This window comes from Nocardia sp. BMG111209, assembly GCF_000381925.1.
Taxonomy (GTDB): Bacteria; Actinomycetota; Actinomycetes; order Mycobacteriales; family Mycobacteriaceae; genus Nocardia.
In genome coordinates, this window is the sequence record NZ_KB907309.1 from 1,214,786 (window position 1) to 1,232,123 (window position 17,338).

Annotated in this window: 17 protein-coding genes; 5 read left to right on the forward strand and 12 right to left on the reverse strand. The window is 69.1% G+C overall.

The window, feature by feature from the left end:
• The first annotated feature begins 119 nt into the window (after positions 1 to 119).
• Positions 120 to 1,295 (forward strand): citrate/2-methylcitrate synthase, encoded by a 1,176-nt coding sequence (locus tag G361_RS46015; protein ID WP_036496470.1) that lies wholly within the window; start codon positions 120 to 122, stop codon positions 1,293 to 1,295.
• A 330-nt stretch (positions 1,296 to 1,625) separates the two neighbouring features.
• Positions 1,626 to 2,204, forward strand: a complete 579-nt coding sequence (locus G361_RS0136690; protein WP_019932136.1) for a TIGR03086 family metal-binding protein — start codon at positions 1,626 to 1,628, stop codon at positions 2,202 to 2,204.
• A gap of 49 nt (positions 2,205 to 2,253) precedes the next feature.
• Here the strand turns inward: G361_RS0136690 and helR are convergent, their stop codons facing one another.
• Together helR and G361_RS0136700 are read right to left on the reverse strand one after the other, a co-directional pair.
• On the reverse strand, positions 2,254 to 4,455 hold the full coding sequence (gene helR, locus G361_RS0136695) for an RNA polymerase recycling motor ATPase HelR (RefSeq protein ID WP_019932137.1): 2,202 nt from the start codon (positions 4,453 to 4,455) through the stop codon (positions 2,254 to 2,256).
• A gap of 107 nt (positions 4,456 to 4,562) precedes the next feature.
• A complete protein-coding gene (locus G361_RS0136700; protein WP_019932138.1) occupies positions 4,563 to 5,447 on the reverse strand; it encodes a LysR family transcriptional regulator in 885 nt (294 codons plus the stop codon).
• Between the two features lie 64 nt (positions 5,448 to 5,511).
• On the opposite strand from G361_RS0136700, the gene G361_RS0136705 reads away from it, so the two are divergent.
• The gene (locus G361_RS0136705; RefSeq protein ID WP_255359885.1) at positions 5,512 to 6,639 is read left to right on the forward strand and encodes an NAD(P)/FAD-dependent oxidoreductase; all 1,128 of its coding nucleotides are present in this window, start codon (positions 5,512 to 5,514) and stop codon (positions 6,637 to 6,639) included.
• A 50-nt stretch (positions 6,640 to 6,689) separates the two neighbouring features.
• Here G361_RS0136705 and G361_RS0136710 read toward each other — a convergent pair whose 3' ends face one another.
• The 8 genes from G361_RS0136710 to rpsF form a co-directional block, all read right to left on the reverse strand.
• The gene (locus G361_RS0136710; protein WP_019932140.1) at positions 6,690 to 7,850 is read right to left on the reverse strand and encodes an RNA polymerase sigma factor; all 1,161 of its coding nucleotides are present in this window, start codon (positions 7,848 to 7,850) and stop codon (positions 6,690 to 6,692) included.
• Positions 7,847 to 8,254: a YciI family protein gene (locus tag G361_RS0136715; RefSeq protein WP_019932141.1), complete on the reverse strand. Its 408-nt coding sequence runs from the start codon at positions 8,252 to 8,254 to the stop codon at positions 7,847 to 7,849. The genes G361_RS0136710 and G361_RS0136715 overlap by 4 nt, the downstream gene beginning before the upstream one ends.
• Before the next feature lie 287 nt (positions 8,255 to 8,541).
• A complete protein-coding gene (locus tag G361_RS0136725) occupies positions 8,542 to 8,925 on the reverse strand; it encodes a hypothetical protein (protein ID WP_019932143.1) in 384 nt (127 codons plus the stop codon).
• A gap of 54 nt (positions 8,926 to 8,979) precedes the next feature.
• A complete protein-coding gene (dnaB, locus tag G361_RS46020) occupies positions 8,980 to 11,358 on the reverse strand; it encodes a replicative DNA helicase (protein ID WP_036496203.1) in 2,379 nt (792 codons plus the stop codon).
• 749 nt (positions 11,359 to 12,107) lie between these two features.
• Entirely contained in the window at positions 12,108 to 12,563 is a 456-nt protein-coding gene (gene rplI / locus G361_RS0136735) for a 50S ribosomal protein L9 (RefSeq protein ID WP_026343945.1), read from the reverse strand.
• Between the two features lie 14 nt (positions 12,564 to 12,577).
• Positions 12,578 to 12,829, reverse strand: a complete 252-nt coding sequence (gene rpsR / locus G361_RS0136740; protein WP_019932146.1) for a 30S ribosomal protein S18 — start codon at positions 12,827 to 12,829, stop codon at positions 12,578 to 12,580.
• A gap of 56 nt (positions 12,830 to 12,885) precedes the next feature.
• Positions 12,886 to 13,443, reverse strand: coding sequence for a single-stranded DNA-binding protein (locus tag G361_RS0136745; RefSeq protein WP_026343946.1), 558 nt, complete (start codon positions 13,441 to 13,443; stop codon positions 12,886 to 12,888).
• A 107-nt stretch (positions 13,444 to 13,550) separates the two neighbouring features.
• Positions 13,551 to 13,838 (reverse strand): 30S ribosomal protein S6, encoded by a 288-nt coding sequence (gene rpsF, locus G361_RS0136750; protein WP_026343947.1) that lies wholly within the window; start codon positions 13,836 to 13,838, stop codon positions 13,551 to 13,553.
• Between the two features lie 173 nt (positions 13,839 to 14,011).
• Here rpsF and G361_RS46025 point away from each other — a divergent pair, with 173 nt between their 5' ends.
• Positions 14,012 to 15,391 carry a glycosyltransferase 87 family protein gene (locus tag G361_RS46025; RefSeq protein WP_019932149.1) on the forward strand — a complete coding sequence of 460 codons (1,380 nt, stop codon included), beginning with the start codon at positions 14,012 to 14,014 and terminating at the stop codon, positions 15,389 to 15,391.
• 8 nt (positions 15,392 to 15,399) lie between these two features.
• Here G361_RS46025 and G361_RS0136760 read toward each other — a convergent pair whose 3' ends face one another.
• Entirely contained in the window at positions 15,400 to 15,936 is a 537-nt protein-coding gene (locus tag G361_RS0136760; RefSeq protein ID WP_019932150.1) for an ABATE domain-containing protein, read from the reverse strand.
• Positions 15,937 to 16,017: 81 nt separating this feature from the next.
• On the opposite strand from G361_RS0136760, the gene G361_RS46030 reads away from it, so the two are divergent.
• The gene (locus G361_RS46030) at positions 16,018 to 16,983 is read left to right on the forward strand and encodes a DMT family transporter (protein WP_052172952.1); all 966 of its coding nucleotides are present in this window, start codon (positions 16,018 to 16,020) and stop codon (positions 16,981 to 16,983) included.
• Here the strand turns inward: G361_RS46030 and G361_RS0136770 are convergent.
• Positions 16,896 to 17,300, reverse strand: a complete 405-nt coding sequence (locus G361_RS0136770; protein ID WP_019932152.1) for a MerR family transcriptional regulator — start codon at positions 17,298 to 17,300, stop codon at positions 16,896 to 16,898. The two genes, G361_RS46030 and G361_RS0136770, sit on opposite strands and share 88 nt — an antisense overlap.
• Between the last annotated feature and the right edge of the window lie 38 nt (positions 17,301 to 17,338).

Sequence of the window (17,338 nt, forward strand, 5' to 3'; positions counted from 1 at the left end):
CCATGGCGGAGTACGAACCGGCCCCCACGGCCGCGAGGCGGGGACCGAATGCCGCGACGGTAGATGCGGAACTGGATGCATCGGTCGTAGCGGAGCCGGTCGCGGGTACGGAGCGGTGGTTGGAAACGGGGGCTGCGGCGCAGCGGCTCGGCGTACGGCCGGAGACGCTGTACGCCTATGTCAGCCGTGGTGTTCTGCGTCGCCACTATGATCCGCGACGTCGGCGCAGTCTCTTCGATCCTGTCGATATCGAGCGACTCGCCCGCCGCGGCAGGCCACGACGCCGGCCCGCTCCGACCGAGATCGTCATCGAATCGGCTGTTACCGAACTCGGCGACGATCGCCCGTACTACCGCGGCCTGGATGCCCTCCAATTGGCGGATACCTCGCGATTCGAGGAGGTGGCCGAATGGCTGTGGACCGGCGACCGCCGCGATACCGGCCCGTGGGTAGCGCGACCCGAGGGGCTCGCCGCCGCGCGGCTCGCCCAGCGCCATCTGCCCAGCGGCACACCGGTATTCGATCGGTTGCCGATCATCGTGTCCACGCTCGCGATCGGTGATCCCCTGCGGACGCGCCGCGATGCCGAGTCGGTGCCCGCGCTCGCCCGTGGCCTGATCGCGGGGATGGTCCAGGCATTGCCACAGCGGTCGGAACCGGCCGGGGACTCGATCGCCGCACTGTTGCGCTCGCGGCTCACCGGGCATCCGGCGGATCGCGGACCGGATCCGGCCCTGCTGGACACCGCGCTGATCCTGCTCGCCGATCACGAACTGGCCGCCTCGACCTTCGCCGCCCGGGTGGCCGCATCGGTGTCGGCCGATCCGTTCGCCGTGGTCGGCTCGGGGCTCGGGGTGGTGAGCGGCGCGATGCACGGCGGCGCCTCCGTGGCCGCCGAACGCCTGCTGGCCGAGGCCGACACCCCCGCCGCGGCGATACAGCTCGTCGACGACCGGCTGCGCCGCCGCGACCGCATCCCCGGCTTCGGGCACGCGGTCTACATCGTCGACGCCCGCGGCACCCATCTGCTGGATCGGATCCTGGCGCTACATCCCGATCACCCGAAAGCCGCGGTGGCAGAGGCGATCCGGGACGAACTGCGGATCCGGCGGCGGCCCGCGGCCAATATCGACTTCGCGCTGGCCCTGCTCGGCGCCGTCTACGATCTCCCGCCCGGCTCGGGCGAAACCCTCTTCGCCATCGCCCGCACCGCCGGTTGGCTCGCTCACGCTCTGGAGGAGTACACCGCGGGCACGCGCATCCGCCCGCGCGCGATCGTCACTCGAAACCGTTGACGCGGAGTTTTCGGCCACGCGCGCGGTTGTCCGGCCCACGGACCGGTTTCGCGGCGGTGGCCGCTCCGCAACCGAACCGGATGCGGTCCGCGCGGAAATGGAGCAGGATGCCAATGACCACGAGGCCGATCCGATGCGGTCCGACCGGATCGTGCAGAACCTTCACCCGCGGAGGTGTGCAGGACGGTGTCGCGTTGCAGAGACTCGGTTCGAGGTCTGCGGCGGCTGCGGGTGCAGTCGCCGGTCGACAGAAGGCCGGGGTGCTCGGTTGGCCTGCGGCATGGAACCGGCGTCACCCGGGGTGCGCCGAGCTCGAAGGGATGATCCTCGATGGCGATATCCGACCGGCCCGCCGAGCGGCACCGCCGGATCGCGGGACAGTTCACCGAACGGGTCGAAGGCGTCACGGACTGGGAGGCGCAGTCGCCGGTGGGTGACTGGGTCGCGCGGGATGTGGTGCGGCACTTGATCGAATGGCTGCCGAGCCTGCTGTCCGAGGGGGCGGGTGTATCGCTGCCCGGCGGTCCCTCGGTCGACAGCGACCCGGTGGGTGCCTGGAAAGCCCGCGCCGACGCGGTGCAGGCCCTGCTGGATGACCCGGCCACCGCCGACCGGGTGCTGGTCAATCCGCATATCGGCGAGTTGCCACTGGATCGGGCGGTCGACCAGTTCTACACCACGGACGTGTTCCTGCACACCTGGGACCTCGCCCGTGCCACCGGACAGCACGATCGGCTCGATCCCGAGCACTGTGCGGATCTGCTGGCCGGGATGGAACCGATCGAGGAGATCCTGCGCACCTCCGGCCAGTACGGTCCCCGGGTCGAGGTGCCGGACACGGCCGATGTGCAGGATCGGCTGCTGGGATTCATCGGCCGTGATCCGAGCTGGGCGGCGGCCCACCCGTGATCCGGTAGGTCGGCAACGATTGCGGGGCAACGCAAGTCGGCTCGCGATGTCAGGCGGGCCGTCGTGCGTCGGTGGCGGACCTCGGCCCGGCGTCGCGCAATCCCGTCAGCGCGGCCGGCAGCGCACCCCGGTGCAGGACGCCGAGGCGCTGGGTGGCGCGGGTGAGGGCGACGTAGAGTTCGGCCGCGCCGCGCGGGCCGTCGGCGAGGATCCGATCCGGGTCCACCACCAGGACCGCGTCGAATTCGAGACCCTTGGTCTGCGACGCGGGCACCGTACCCGGCACCCCCGGCGGGCCGATCACCAGGCAGGTACCCTCGCGGTCGGCCTCGTCGCGAACGAATTCCTCGATGGCCGAGGGTAATTCGTCGTCGGAGACCCGGCGGGCCCAGGGCCGGACCCCGCAGGCGCGCACCGAATCCGGCGGCCGGATCGCCGGCGCGAATTCGGCGAGCACCGACGCGGCCACGGCCATGATCTCGGCGGGGGTGCGGTAGTTCACCGTCAGTGCGCGATACACCCAGCGGCCCGGAACATACGGTGCCAGCATCGAATCCCACGATGTCGCCCCCGCCGGTGAGCGGCGCTGTGCGAGATCGCCGACCACCGTGAAGGAATGGTTCGGGCAGCGCCGCATCAGTACCCGCCAGTCCATCTCGGAGAGTTCCTGGGCCTCGTCGACCACGATGTGCCGGTAGGTCCAATCCCGATCCGCCGCAGCGCGTTCGGCCAATTCGCGGGTATCGCGTTCGAGGAAACGCTCGGCCAGGTCCTCGGCGTAGAGCAGGTCGGTGGCGAACAGATGGTCCTCGTCGTCCATCGAATCCTCGCGCGTGACCATCAGATCCAGCACACCCGCGGCATACGCCGCCTCCGCCCGCTGCTGCAGTTCGGCCGATCGATCCGCGGGCTTGTCCGGGCCCAGCAGATCCACCAGTTCGTCGAGCAGCGGTACATCCGACACCGTCCAGGCGTCGCCCGTGGCGCGCAGCAATGCCGGGTCGGCGCCTGCCGCCTGCAATCGTGCCGGGCTGCACAGCAATTCGGCCAGCAGGGCCTGCGGGGTGAGGATCGGCCACAGCTCGTCGAGCACCGCCGCGTATGCCTCGTTGCCGTCGAGTTCCGCACGCAGATCCGCGCGCAGCCGCTCCCAGTCCTCGCGGTCGTCGCGGGTCAGCCAGCCGCGGCCGACGCGCGCGATGGTCCGCTCGGTGAGCACATAGGCGATGATGTCGCCGAACACCGCGCGGGCCTCGTTGTGCGGCAGGCCGCTGGCCCGCGCCTCCTCCCGGGCCCATTGCGCGACAGCGGCGTCGATCCGCGCCGGGATATCGGACAACTCGATGGTCACCGGTTGCTCCGGTAGCCGCTGCCGGTCGGCGACGGCTGCGGCGAGCACGTCCAGGATTCGCAGCGAACCCTTGAGCCGGGCGGCCTCCGGCGTGTCCTCGGCGGTGACGTGCAGGCCCGGTACGAGATCGCCGGTGGTGGCGAACACCACATTCGATTCGCCCAGCGACGGCAGCACCCGGCCGATGTGGTGCAGGAAGGCCGGATTCGGCCCGACCACCAGCACCCCATCGCGTTCCATCCGTTCCCGCTGGGTGTAGAGCAGGTAGGCGACGCGATGCAGCGCCACCACCGTCTTCCCCGTGCCCGGTCCGCCCTCGATGACCAGCACGCCCGGATGCTCCAGCCGGATGATCTCGTCCTGTTCGGCCTGGATGGTGGCGACGATGTCGCGCATGCCCTCGCCGCGCGGCGCGTTCACCGCCGCGAGCAGGGCCGCGTCACCACGGTCGCTGTCGCCGGGACGTCCGAACACCTCGTCGGTGAAATCGACCACCCGCCGGCCGCGGGAGTGGAACTGCCGCCTGCGCCGCATCCCCTCCGGGCTGGCGGCGGTCGCGACGTAGAACGGGCGGGCCGCGGGCGCCCGCCAATCCAGCAGCAGCGGCTCGAATTCGTTCGCCGCGTCGAACAGGCCGATCCGGCCGATGTACGACGGCTCGTCCGCGACGGTGTCCAAGCGGCCGAAACACAGCCCGTTGTCGGCCACATCCAGCCGTTTCACCTCGCGGGCCAGCGCCCGCACCTCGGCGTCGCGGTCCACCAGGGATCCGTCGTTCGCGCGCAGCGCGGCCCGGTACCGGTGGTTCGCACCCGCCCGCTCGGCATCGAGCCGCGTGTACAGCTCGGCCACGTAGTCGCCCTCCGACCGCAGTTCGTCCTGGTACTCGTGCACCGACATACCCCTCCCATATCCGCAGGTTCCGGCGTCGACCAGCGATTATGCGGGGTACCCCGGGCCTTGCCGCAAGCCCCGGGTGGGGATATATGGTGGAAGGGGAAGAGGGTTCAGGATCCCCCGCCGATCGTGGCGAGCGTCTCGCCGACCAGTGTGCGCAGCCAGCGGTGCCCGCCGTCGCGTTCGTGGCGTGCGTGCCAGGTCAGCACCGCCGGGATGTCCGGGGTCGGTATCGGCAGCGGGTAGCTGCGCAGCCCCGGTCCGAGCCGGCCGAGTTTCGCGGGGGCCACCGTGATCAGGCCGGCGGCCTCGACCGCGGTCAGCGCCATCGCCAGGGTCGGCACGGTCAGCGCCACCCGCCGGCGCAGTCCCCGGGCCTCGAGCAGTTCATCGATGAGATTGTGCCGCCGGCCGCGGCGCGAGACCACCACGTGGGTCAGCGCGCAGAAACCCGCCGGGGTCGTGGGATCCGCCGGCAAGTCCCGGCGGCCGATCGCGACCAGGCTGTCGGTGAGCACGGTCGCCGATCGTACGTCGGCGCCCGGCCCGACCCGATCGGTCACCTGCAGATCGACTCGGCCCCTGCGTAATTCGTCGAGATCCGTCTCGGCCTCGGCGAGCATCCGCAACTCGACACCGGGTGCGGTGGCGGCGATGCGGGTGACGAGCTCCGGGATCAGCGCGCTCGCGATCACGTCGTTGCACTGGATGGTGAACGTGCGCGCCAGCGTGGCGGGATCCGGATCCGCGGCCGGGGTGAGCACCCCGTGCGCGCGCGTGACGAGCTGATGCACCTCGGCGCGGATCTGCTCGGCATACGGCGTCGGCAGCATCGAGCGGCCCGACCGGACCAGGATCTGATCCCCGGTCGCCCGCCGGATCCGCCCCAGCGTCCGGCTCATCGCCGGCTGCGAGAGATGCAGCCGGTCGGCCGCCGCGCCGACGCTGCCCTCCTCGAGCAGTACATCCAGCGCGGTCAGCAGATTCAGATCCATATGCACCCGGGTAATCCTACCGATCAGATCTATGCATTTGAATGCATATCGACGCCGCCCTTGAATGGAGTGCGACAACCCTTCTCGAAAGGAGTGGACGATGCACACCATCGTCGTCGGCGGCGGACTGGTGGGACTGACCACCGCGGCCGCCCTGCAGCACATCGGGCATACGGTCACGGTGCTGGAGCAGGCACCGGAGATCCGTGCCGTCGGAGCGGGTATCGGCCTGTGGGACAACGCCTTACGGGAACTCGACGAACTCGGGATCGGCACCCGGGTGCGTGCCCTCGGCCAGGGGATCGAGACCTGGTTCTTCGACCCGGCCGGTCACCCGCTGCGCGCCCCCGGTCGCGACGCGTCCGACCACAGCTTCCTGCTGGTCCCGCGGCCCGAATTGAACGCACTGCTCGCCGATCACGTCGGCCGCGACCGAATCACGGTGGGCGCCAAGGTCACCGGATACACCGAGGACGCCGGCGGGGTCGTCGTCCGGCTCGCCGAGGGCGACCCGCTGCGTGCCGACCTGCTCGTCGGCGCCGACGGCGTGCACTCCCGCATCCGGGCCGGCCTGCTGCCGGGCAGCGAGGCTCAGGTACATCAGGGCCATTACGCTTGGCGCGCAATCGTTCCCGCCGCCGGGCGACCCGAGGGCACCGTCCTCACCGTCGGCCCGGGACGAACCCGCGGCGGCTACGCTCGCGTCGCCGCCGACCGGACCATGTGGATGGTCAACCAATTCGACGCCGGGCCGCTCACCGGCGGTAAACGCGACCGCGCTCTACAACGCGCCCACCGGCTGGCCGACGCCGGCTGGCACGAGGATCTGCTCCGCATGATCGCCGATACCCCCGAGGACGCCATCCTGGAGAACCGGATCATGCGGGTTCCCGCACTGCCGCACTGGACTTCGGACCGCGTCGCTCTGATCGGCGATGCCGCGCACGGTTTGTCCCCGCACATCGCGGCCGGCGGCACGCTGGGCATCGAGGATGTCGGCGTCCTCCGGGCCGCGCTGTCGGCGAGCCCGGATCCGGCCGCGGCCCTGCCCGCCTACGAGCGTGCGCGCATCCCCCGTTTCGACCGGATCCGCGAATTCTCCGAATCGGTCGAGAACACCGCCGACGCAGCGGAATTCGCGGAGACCTACGCGGCCTTCAGCCACTGGATGCTGACCACGGCTCCGCAATGATCAACGGCGGCAACAGGTTACGGTGGTGTTCCCGGTGAAGGGTGATCCCGTCAGTCACGGCGGTGGCGCAGGGTGGCCGCCCGGAGCGTGAGGTGATTGCGTTCGGCGAGGTTCTGCGCCTGCGCGGCGGCCCGGACATAGAGTTCGGCCGCGGTATCGCGATCACCGGCTTGTTCGTGCAGGTAGGCGGCAGAAGCGGTGTAGCGGGGCAGTTCCGGATCGAGTTCGGCGAGGGCGGCGAGACCCGCCCGCGGGCCGTCCGCCTCGCCGACCGCGACCGCGCGGTTCAACCGCGCGATCGGGCTGCCGGTGATGCGGACCAGTTCGTCGTACCACTCGACGATCTGCACCCAGTCGGTCTCGTCCGCGGCCTGCGCATCCGCGTGCAGCGCCGCGATCGCGGCCTGCGCCTGATACTCGCCGAGCCGATCGCGGGCCAGCGCCGCCTGCAGGATGCCGACCCCTTCGGCGATCAGATCGCGCCGCCACCGGCCGCGATCCTGTTCGGCCAGCGGTACCAGGCTGCCGTCGGGGCGAGTGCGGGCGTCGCGCCGAGCATGATGCAGCAGGAACAACGCCAGCAACCCCGCGACCTCCGGGGCATCGGTCATCGCGGCCAGCTGCCGGGCCAGCCGGATCGCCTCCGCGGCCAGGTCGACGTCACCGCTGTACCCCTCGTTGAACACCAGATACAGCACCCGCAGCACGGTGGCCAGATCTCCGGGTCGATCGAGCCGCACGTCGCCGACGGTCCGTTTGGCCCGGCTGATCCGCTGGGCCATCGTCGCCTCCGGCACGAGATAGGCCTGCGCGATCTGCCGGGTGGTGAGGCCGCCGACAGCCCGCAGCGTCAACGCGACCGCCGCGGCCGGCGACAACCGCGGGTGCGCACACAGGAAATAGAGCCGCAGCGTCTCGTCCACCGCGACGGCCGGTCCCGGCGGCGGCTCGTCCGCGACCAGTTGTTCGCGGCGGCGTCGTGCGGTGTCGGAGCGGGTGAGGTCGAGGAAACAGCGCCACGCGGTGGTGATCAGCCAGCCCAGCGGCTCGGCCGGCGGCCGCCGCGGCCACGTCTCGACGGCCCGGATCAGCGCCTCCTGGACGGCATCCTCCGCGGTCGCGAAATCCGCCCCGCGGTGGACGAGGGCCGTCAGCACACCGGGAATCAATTCCCGCAGCCGGCCCGCGTCCACCGCGTCGGCGCCCGTCATTCGGTGACGGTCGGCGGGTGGGTGAGGAACGGCCGCAGTTCCAGCCATTCGTGGATCGGCGCGCCACCCGCCCCCGGCGCCGCCGACAACTCCCCGGCCAGTTCGACGGCCCGCTCGTGCGAGTCCACATCGATGACCATCCAGCCCGCGATCAGATCCTTGGTCTCCGCGAACGGACCATCGGTGACCGCCGGCTTACCGGGCCCGTCGTACCGGACCCATTCCCCCTCCGGCGCCAGCGCCTGCGCATCGACGAATTCCCCGGTCTCCACGAGCCGCCCCGAGAAATCCTGCATGTACTTGATATGCGCCGCGACCTCATCGGGCGTCCACTGATCCATCGGCGCACAGTTCTCCGGCACCGGCGCGCCACGGTAATGCTTGAGGAGCAGGTACTTTGCCATGACATTCTCCTGTCGAGTCACGATCCGGTTGATCGCTCACCCCTGGAACGGAGCCGTCACCACATTCTCGACATCCCCGCCGATATTTTTTCCGGGATTCCGCGGCGACAGCGGACGGGCCGGGTCGGTCCGCCTGCTCTGTTGCCGGACGGCGTGCGGATTCAGATCGTAGTGCGTCACGGACAGCGGGTCGGACAGCGCGGGCCGGGAGCGTACCCGGGCCTGTTCGGCGGAAGTCAGCGACCGCCCCGCGTCGTGACACAGCCACGACCGTCGTTCGATCCGGTTCAGAGGTTGATCGAACCGAAGTTGTCGCCGCGGATGTTGATCTGCTTGGCGTGGTCGAAGGCCTGTGCGACGAATCCGTCGGCCACCGGGTCTCGCCGGGCCAGTGAGACGAGTCGGACGACCTCGGAGCCGAAGTCCGGATCTGCCTGGGCCGCATCGGCGATCCGGGTCGCGACTGCCGAGCGGTCGGCTTCGGTGGGGGTGGTCGCCAACCTCGCGACGGCTGTCTCGGCCTCGGTATCACCGTGCAGTTTCGCGGCGATCACCGTACGCAGATGCTTCATCGCGTTCCATCCGCTCTCGCCGGCGTCCTTCGCGAAGCCCTCCCCGAACTTCGACGCCAGCAGTGCCGCCGCCGCGATACCGAGTGATATCGGCTCCATACCCACCCCCGTGCAGACGAATTCCCGAGCCCACCCAGATGATAGCCGGGGAGCTTATCCGCGGGCCATGTCGACGAACCGGCTCAGGTGCAGCTGGTGGGCGACGGTGATGGTCGCGGTCGGGCCGTTACGGTGCTTGCCGAGGATGAGGTCGGCCTCGCCGCCGCGGGGGTCGTCGCGCTCGAACGCGTCGGGGCGGTGCAGCAGGATGACCATGTCGGCGTCCTGTTCCAGCGAACCGGACTCACGGAGGTCGGAGACCATGGGCCGCTTGTCGGTTCGCTGTTCGGGACCACGGTTCAGCTGACTGATCGCGACCACCGGAACCTCGAGTTCCTTCGCCAGCAGCTTGAGGCTTCGGGAGAATTCCGAGACTTCCTGCTGCCGGGATTCGACCTTCTTACCGGAGGTCATCAGCTGGAGGTAGTCGACCACCACCAGGCGTAGGTCGGCCCGCTGCTTGAGCCGCCGGGCCTTCGCCCGGATCTCCATCATGGTCATATTCGGCGAATCGTCCACGAACAGTGGGGCTTCGCTGATCTCGCTCATCCGCCGCGCGAGCTTGGTCCAGTCGTCGTCGCTCATCCGCCCCGACCGCATGTCACCGAGCTTGATCTTCGCCTCCGCCGACAGCAGACGCATCACGATCTCGGTGCGGCTCATTTCCAGCGAGAAGATGACACTCGCCAACCCGTGTTTGATCGAGCAACTCCGCATGAAATCCATTCCCAGCGTGGAGTTGTGGGTCGGGATCATGGCGCGGCCGGCCAGGTACAGGTGGTCGGGGTTGTCGACCTCGACGCAGCGCACCGGGACGCTCTCGACGAGCCGGACGTCGACCACATACCGGGAGCCGGATCGCGCGGGGTTGCCGGCGGCGCGGCGTTCCTTGTGCAGCAGGTGCTTCCGATGCAATCCGAAGACCTGATCGTCGGTGGCGAAGGTCAGTGTGACAGCGGTCGACGACGCTTCCGATCGTCCGCGAACCCGTTCGGTGGTGCGGTGGCAACGGTAGCCGAGGCCGACGATCAATTCCTCGACATCCTGTGCCAACCGCTGATCGGTCACGGCGAATTGGACCGAGCCGCCGTGGGTCACGGTTCCGTCGGTGTCCAGCAGCCCGGCGAGCAGGGCTCGTCGCTGGGCCTCGGAGGAGCGGAGGTATTGGATCGGAATGTGCTCGGCGCGCAGTACGCCCAGGGTTACGGTGCCGGAGGGCCCCGCGACGATGCCCTCCGCCTCGATGCGGGCGACGATCTCCGGGTCGGTTGTGGTCGGTCGGGCCGCTGCCGAGGTGCCGTCACCGAGCCAGGCGCCGAGGGTGTACGGCGGTACGAGGAGATCCCGGTGCGGCAGTTGCAGTGGGGCGGTATTGGTCACCGAATGGTTGAGACGCCGGTCGGCTGTGGGGCAGCGCAGCGTGGCGGCGATCTCGGCGGTGGTGCGGACGGCCGCGAAGGTTCGCTGGTCGCGGTATCGGCCGTATCCGCTCGCGGCCTGCTGGGCCGACCGCCGGGATGCCCGGGTCTCGGTCAGCCATTGATGCTGCTCGTCCGCGACGATGACTGTCCCGTCGGAGAATTCGACCTCGTAGCAGGGCCGGTCGAGCAATGTCTCGGTGGCTGCGACGACGCGGGTCGGGTGGCCGTGCGCGTCCAGCAATCGGTCGCCGACCGCGACTTCGCCCATCGTGGTCCAGCCGGTGGGTGTGGGCAGGGGGGTGTCGAGGGCGAGCGCCTTGCCGACGCCCGGGCGGGCCGCGACGATGATCATCTGGCCGGGGTGGAGGCCGTTGGTGATCTCGTCGAGTTCGGTGAAACCGGTGGGGACGCCGAGGGACATGCCGCCGCGGCTGGCGATGGAGTCGATCTCGTCCATCGTGGGCTGCAGCAGTTCTTCCAGGGGGCTGTAGTCCTCGCTGGAGCGCCGTTCGGTGACCTCGTAGATCTCGGCCTGCGCGCGGTCGACGACCTCGGCCACGTCCTGGCCGTCGGCGCCGGCGTAGCCGTATTGCACGATGCGCGTGCCGGCTTCGACGAGGCGGCGCAGGATCGCCTTCTCCGCAACGATTTCCGCGTAGTACGAGGCGTTGGCGGCGGTGGGGACGGTCTGGGTCAGGGTGACCAGGTAGGGCGGGCCGCCGATGCGCTTGAGTTCGCCGCGGCGGTCGAGGGAGGCGGCGACGGTGACCGGGTCGGCCGGTTCGCCGCGGCCGTACAGGTCGAGGATGGAGTCGTAGACGGCCTGGTGGGCCGGTCGGTAGAAATCGCCGGGGCGCAACACTTCCACGACGTCGGCGATGGCGTCCTTGCTGAGCAGCATGCCGCCCAGTACCGACTGCTCGGCCGCCATGTCGTGGGGTGGCTGCCGGCCGAAATCCTCTCCGGGAGCATCCGAATACTCCGAGTGCCCGCGATCATCGACGACTGCCACCAGACTCGACCGTCCTCTCTCACCACGCCCGGCTCGCGGACCTTCCGATGCCGCCGGCGACGACATCCGACGATGATGTTGTACGCCTGGGCACTGACATTCGCGCCGCTGCCCGCGCGTCACCTCGGCCGCAGCCGCATTCCCGCAGGGCAGTCGCAGCAAACCGAGGGTGCGCGGTGCAAGCTTCGCCGAATGCCCTGTTCCGAGCGTCCGATCACCGCACCGGGGAAGAACCTAGGGGACCGGGCTGGGGACTACAAACGCTTCTGTGTGCAGACCTGTGGATAAACTGGGCACAGTTCACCTGCTGTTGTGCACCCCCTGTGCACTACTTGGGGACAACTGGCTCGAATCCTGCACGAACTCCAGGTAGATCTGTGTTCTGTGGGTTGTGCATTTGTGGATCAAATTCCCTACGGCGTGTCGTTCGAGGTGAACGGCCGGGCGTGTTGGGTTAACAAGTGTGCGCGCGCTGTGTGACTGCCGACACAATACGGTCGGTCGGTTCTCGAGTTGTCCACATATCCGCAGGACCTGCGGATAAATGCGGCGCCGATGCGGCGTGGGTCACAATTCGCCGGGCAGTGATCTGTGACGGGTCATCTGTGAATCACCGGCTAACTATCCGCAAATAAAGAGCGCGCGCAGGAGAAAGCCACCCCCGTACCGAGATACGGAGGTGGCCTGTCCGAAAGGGTGGCGGCGCCACCGGGCGAGCGGGCGGTACCCGAACGAGTACCGCCGCAGCATCACTCGCCGGCGACGACCTGCAGGTCGAACTTCGCGACCACGTCGGGGTGCAGGTGCACCGAGACGGTGTGCTTGCCGGTGCTCTTGATGTGCGCCTTCGGCAGTTCGATGCTGCGCTTGTCGACGACCGGGCCACCGGCCGACTTGAGCGCGGCGGCGACGTCGGACGGGGTGACCGAGCCGAACAGCTTGCCGGTGCCCGCGGTCTTGACCGTCAGCGAGACCGACTCCAGGCCCTGAATGGCCTGCTTCAGCTCGTTGGCATGGTCCAGATCGCGCACGCGACGGGCCTCCTGGGCCCGGCGGATGCCCGCGACCTGCTTCTCCGCGCCCCGAGTGGCGACGATCGCCAGGCCGCGCGGCAGCAGGTAGTTGCGGCCGTAACCGTCCTTGACCTCCACGGCGTCGCCGGGAGCGCCGAGGTTGTCCACATCAGCGGTAAGAATGAGCTTCATCGTGTGCCTCCCTCTCAGCGAGCCGTGGACACGTACGGCAGCAGCGCCACTTCGCGGCTGTTCTTCACCGCGATGGCGATGTCACGCTGGTGCTGCACGCAGTTGCCGGTGACCCGACGGGCACGGATCTTGCCGCGGTCGCTGACGTACTTGCGCAGCAACGCCGTGTCCTTGTAGTCGATCTCGACGGCCTTGCCTTTGCCTTCCTTGCAGAAGGTGCACGCCTTCTTCTTCAGCACCTTTTCGCGCGCCGGTGCTTTGGCCATTTTTCTCTACTCCGTCATGTCTGGGAGCCGCATCCGCGGACCCGAGCGTAAGCCGTCTAGAACGGCGGTTCGTCGTCCATCTGGCCGCCCCCGAAGGAGCCGGCCGCAGGGGCGCTGCCCCAGGGGTCGTCGCCGGCACTCTGGCCGCGACCACCACCGGAGCCGCTGAAACCCCCACCTCCGCCACCGGAATTGGAATTGGAGTTGGAGTTGCCGCCGCCGAAGCCGCCGCCACCTCCACCTCCGCCACGCGTGGTCTTGTTGACCTTCGCGGTGGCGTAACGCAGGGAGGGACCCACCTCGTCGACCTCGAGCTCGACGACCGAGCGCTTCTCACCCTCGCGGGTCTCGTATGAGCGCTGCTTCAGCCGTCCGCTGACGATGACACGTGAGCCGCGAGTGAGGCTCTCGGCGACGTTCTCCGCCGCCTCGCGCCAGATGTTGCAGCGCAGGAACAGTGCCTCGCCGTCTTTCCACTCGTTGCTCTGCCGGTCGAACACGCGCGGGGTCGAGGCGACGGTGAAATTGGCCACCGCCGCGCCCGCGGGTGTGAATCGAAGCTCGGGGTCCGCCGTCAAATTGCCGATGACGGTGATGACCGTGTCGCCTGCCATGGGTTCCTCCTGCTTTCCGGTGCAGTCCGCGTGCACCCGTCGGTTGCGCTAGAGCCTAGAGACAGACTCCGACGTGTAACCGGTGCGGTCACGCGAACACAGGGGATTTACTTGCCGTGGCGCAGGACCTTGGTGCGCAGCACGGTCTCGTTCAGCCCCAGCTGGCGGTCGAGCTCACTCACGGTGGCCGGCTCGGCGGTCAGATCGACGACCGCGTAGATGCCTTCGCTCTGCTTGGCGATCTCGTAGGCCAGGCGACGCCGGCCCCAGATGTCGACCTTGTCGATCTTGCCGCCTTGTTGCGGGACCACGGAGAGCAGCTTGTCCAGGTTCGGACCGACAGTGCGCTCGTCCAGGGTCGGATCGAGGATGACCATCACTTCATAATGACGCACGGGAACCCATCACCTCCTGTGGACTGGAAACGGCCACGGACGGTCCGTGGCAGGAGGGGTCGTTGCGTCGGCAACCCGGTAAGGCTACATGAGCGCAGGTACATCCCCGAAATCGGGGCACCGGGGAAAGAAGTAGGCGGCGCTGATCGGGTAGTCCCCCTATCGTGGTGCCCATGTCGAGTCGACCCGCTGCCGGCGTCACCGCCCGCACGGTGCGGCGGGGGCTCCCGGTGACCGCGGTCTTGCTCTGCGCGGTGACCCTGCTGTTCGCCTATCTGAACAAAGCCCGTTGTGTGGGAGCGCCTTTCACCGCGGACGGCCGCAGCCTGCGGTTCGACCGGATCAAGGATTCCGCGGTCTGTTATTCGGATATCCAGTATCTCTGGCTGGGCCGCGACATCGACCTGCACGTCTTTCCGTACATCCACGGCGACATCACCCCGGACGGCACGCTGATCGGCGGGGCGGTGGAATATCCGGTGCTCAGCGGCCTGTTCATGTGGCTCGGCGCGGCGGGTGCGGGCAACGACGCCGAATTCCTGTTGCACTCGGCCCTGCTGCTGGCGCCGTTCGCGCTGCTCACGGCGTGGATGCTGGGCCGGTTGTCCGGTTCGGCGGCGTTCCTGTGGGCGGCCGGCCCGCCGCTGGTGCTCTACGCCTTCCACAACTGGGAGCTGCCGGTGGTCGCCACGGCGGTCGGGGCGGTGTACGTGCTGGCCACGCTGACCCGATATTCGCTGCGCACCCGCGGGATCATCGCGGCCGTACTGCTGGGGATCGGCTTCTGCCTGAAGCTCTATCCCGGCATCTTCGTACTGCCCCTGCTGGCCTATGTCCTCACCGGCGGCGAGGAGGACGACCGTGCGGCACGCCGGCGCTACGACGTCGGCTCGGCCGTGGCGGTGGTGCTGGCCGCGGTGACGACGGTGGTACTGATCAATCTGCCGTTCGCGCTGGCCGGATACCGCGGCTGGCGGGCCTCCATCCTCTTCCAGCAGATCCGGCAGGCCGACATCACCACCAATTCCGTCTGGTATTGGGGGATACGGCCGATGTTCGGGGATCTGCCGGGCAGCGAGCAGTCCTTCCAGGACCTGGTGGCGGTGGCCTCACCGGTGCTGGTGATGCTCTCGTTCGTACTGGCGATGTGGTTGGGATGGCGGCGATTCCAGACCTCCGGCGTCTTCCCGTGGGTCGGGGTGAGCGGGGCGATGCTGTGTGGATTCCTGCTTTTCCACAAGGTGCACTCGCCGCAGTACACCCTGTGGCTGCTGCCGTTCGTGATCCTGCTCGATGTGCCCTGGACGGCGATCGGCCTGTATCTGGTGGCCGATCTCGCGATCGGGATCGGCGTGTTCCGGTACTTCTACACACTCGGTACGACCGGTGTCGCGGATATCGAGGAGAACATCGTCCAATTCGGTGTCTGGGGCCGCGCGATCCTGCTGGTGTACTTCTTCTTCGCCTTCGCGCGGGCTCGGGCCCGGCGCGACGAGTCCGAGCCGATCGCGGCCGGCCGCCCGGCGGACGAACTGGTGCCGGTGGGCCGCTGACCCGGCGGTCACACCCCGTGCCGTTGCCGGAACGTCGCGCTCTTGGCGCGATTGCCGCAGATCGTCATATCGCACCAGCGGCGGGAGCCGCCGCGTGACGTGTCGATGTACAGCCGGGTGCAGGCGTCCCGGCCGCACTGTTTGACGCGGGGCCGGTCCGGGCCGCCGAGCAGTTCGATCGCCGATCGGGCGATCGCGGCCAGTGCGTCTGCGACCGTGCCGGTGCGCCGGACGGTGGCGTCGGCGGTCAGCTCCGACCGGGGCGGGCAGTTCCGGGCGACCTCGTTGAGCCGCCGGAGATCGGCGGGGTCGGCCGGTTCGCCGTGCAGGGCGCCGGCGCCGAGCCGGTAGATCGCCTCGCGGAGTGCCACCGCCTGCCGCAGCGTCTCGGCGTCGCAGGCGGGCGGGTCGTCGAGCAGTCCGGCGGCGACCAGCCAGTCCGCCAGATCCGGGCCGGTGACCAGCCTGTCCCGGTACTCCGTGGTGCGTGCCTCGACGGTTCCGGCGTAGTCCAGAGCGAGATTCCCGCTGACGAAGGTGAACACACCACGATCATAACCTCCTTGACAGGTTACTGCGGCGATGTGACAGTAGTAACCAGTCGAGCAGGTTACTTGGGAGGACCGATGCAGACTCGGGCATCGACGGTGGCGGCGCCGACGGCGTTCGTCCTCATGTGGAGCAGCGCGTTCGTCGCGGGCGTCATCGGCGTGGGTGCGGCGCCGCCGATGTTGTTGCTGCTCTGCCGATTCGGGCTGGCCGGCCCGGCGCTCGCGGCGTATGCCGTTGCGGTACATGCCGAATGGCCGCGGGGGCGGCAGCTGGCACATACCGTGGTGGCGGGTCTGCTGATGCAGATCGTCCAGTTCGGCGCGTTCTACACCGCGATGGCCGAACATGTTTCGGCGGCGGTGGTCTCGCTGGTCCAGGGTCTGAACCCGGTGGTGATCGCGGTCCTCGCCAGCCGGTTCCTGGGGGAGGGGGTATCGCGGCGGCAGTGGCTCGGGTTCGCCGTCGGCGGGGTCGGCGTCGGGCTCGCGGTCGCCGATCGGTCGGCGTTCTCGGTGGCGGGCCTGCTGCTGTGCGTCGTCGGCCTGCTGGGTCTGAGCCTCGGCACGGTGTACCAGAAGCGGTTCACCCCCGAGGTCGATTCGCGATCGGCCACGGCGGTACACGCGCTGGCCAGCGCGCCGGTGGCGGGTCTACTGGCCCTGACGCAGCACGATTTCCACCTCTCGGATCCGGTGCGCTTCTCCGGTGCGCTGGTGTGGATGGTGCTGGTCAATGCGATGGGTGCGTTCCTGCTGCTCAACGCCATGTTGCGGCGCTGGGACACCACCCGGGTCGGCAAGCTGTTCTTCGCGACCCCGGCGGTCACCGCGATCCTGGCCTGGCTGGTGATCGGTCAGCCGGTGCACGCCCTGACGATCGCCGGGCTGGCCGTCGGGGTGGCGGGGCTGGTGCTGGCGGCTCGCCGGAATCCCGATTCGACGGGGCAGCGCACTCAGGCCGCGACGGTCGCCGGATCCCGCAACGCCAGCTTGAATTCGGGGCATTCCACCAGCAGCGCGTGGTCGCAGACCGCCGCATGACCCAGTGCGTCGCGCATCCGGACCAGCCGGGCGATGTCCTCGTCCACCTCGCGCGCCTTCGCCGCGAGCCGTTCGCGCAGGGCCGTATCGTCCGGCGTCGCCCGCAGTACGCGCGCGATCTCGGCGATGGTGAATCCGGCGCGCCGGGCGCAGGAGATCAGCGCCAGGCGGTCGACCACGCCGGGGTCGTAGCTGCGGCGCAGTCCGTTGCGGCCGGTGGAGGTGATCAGGCCCTTCTTCTCGTAGAAGCGCAGGGCCGAGGCCGCGAGCCCCGATCGGGCCGCGACCTCGGCGATATCGAGCAGATCGGATGCCATCGCGACTCCTTGACTTGAAGTGCAGTTCAAGTCACACA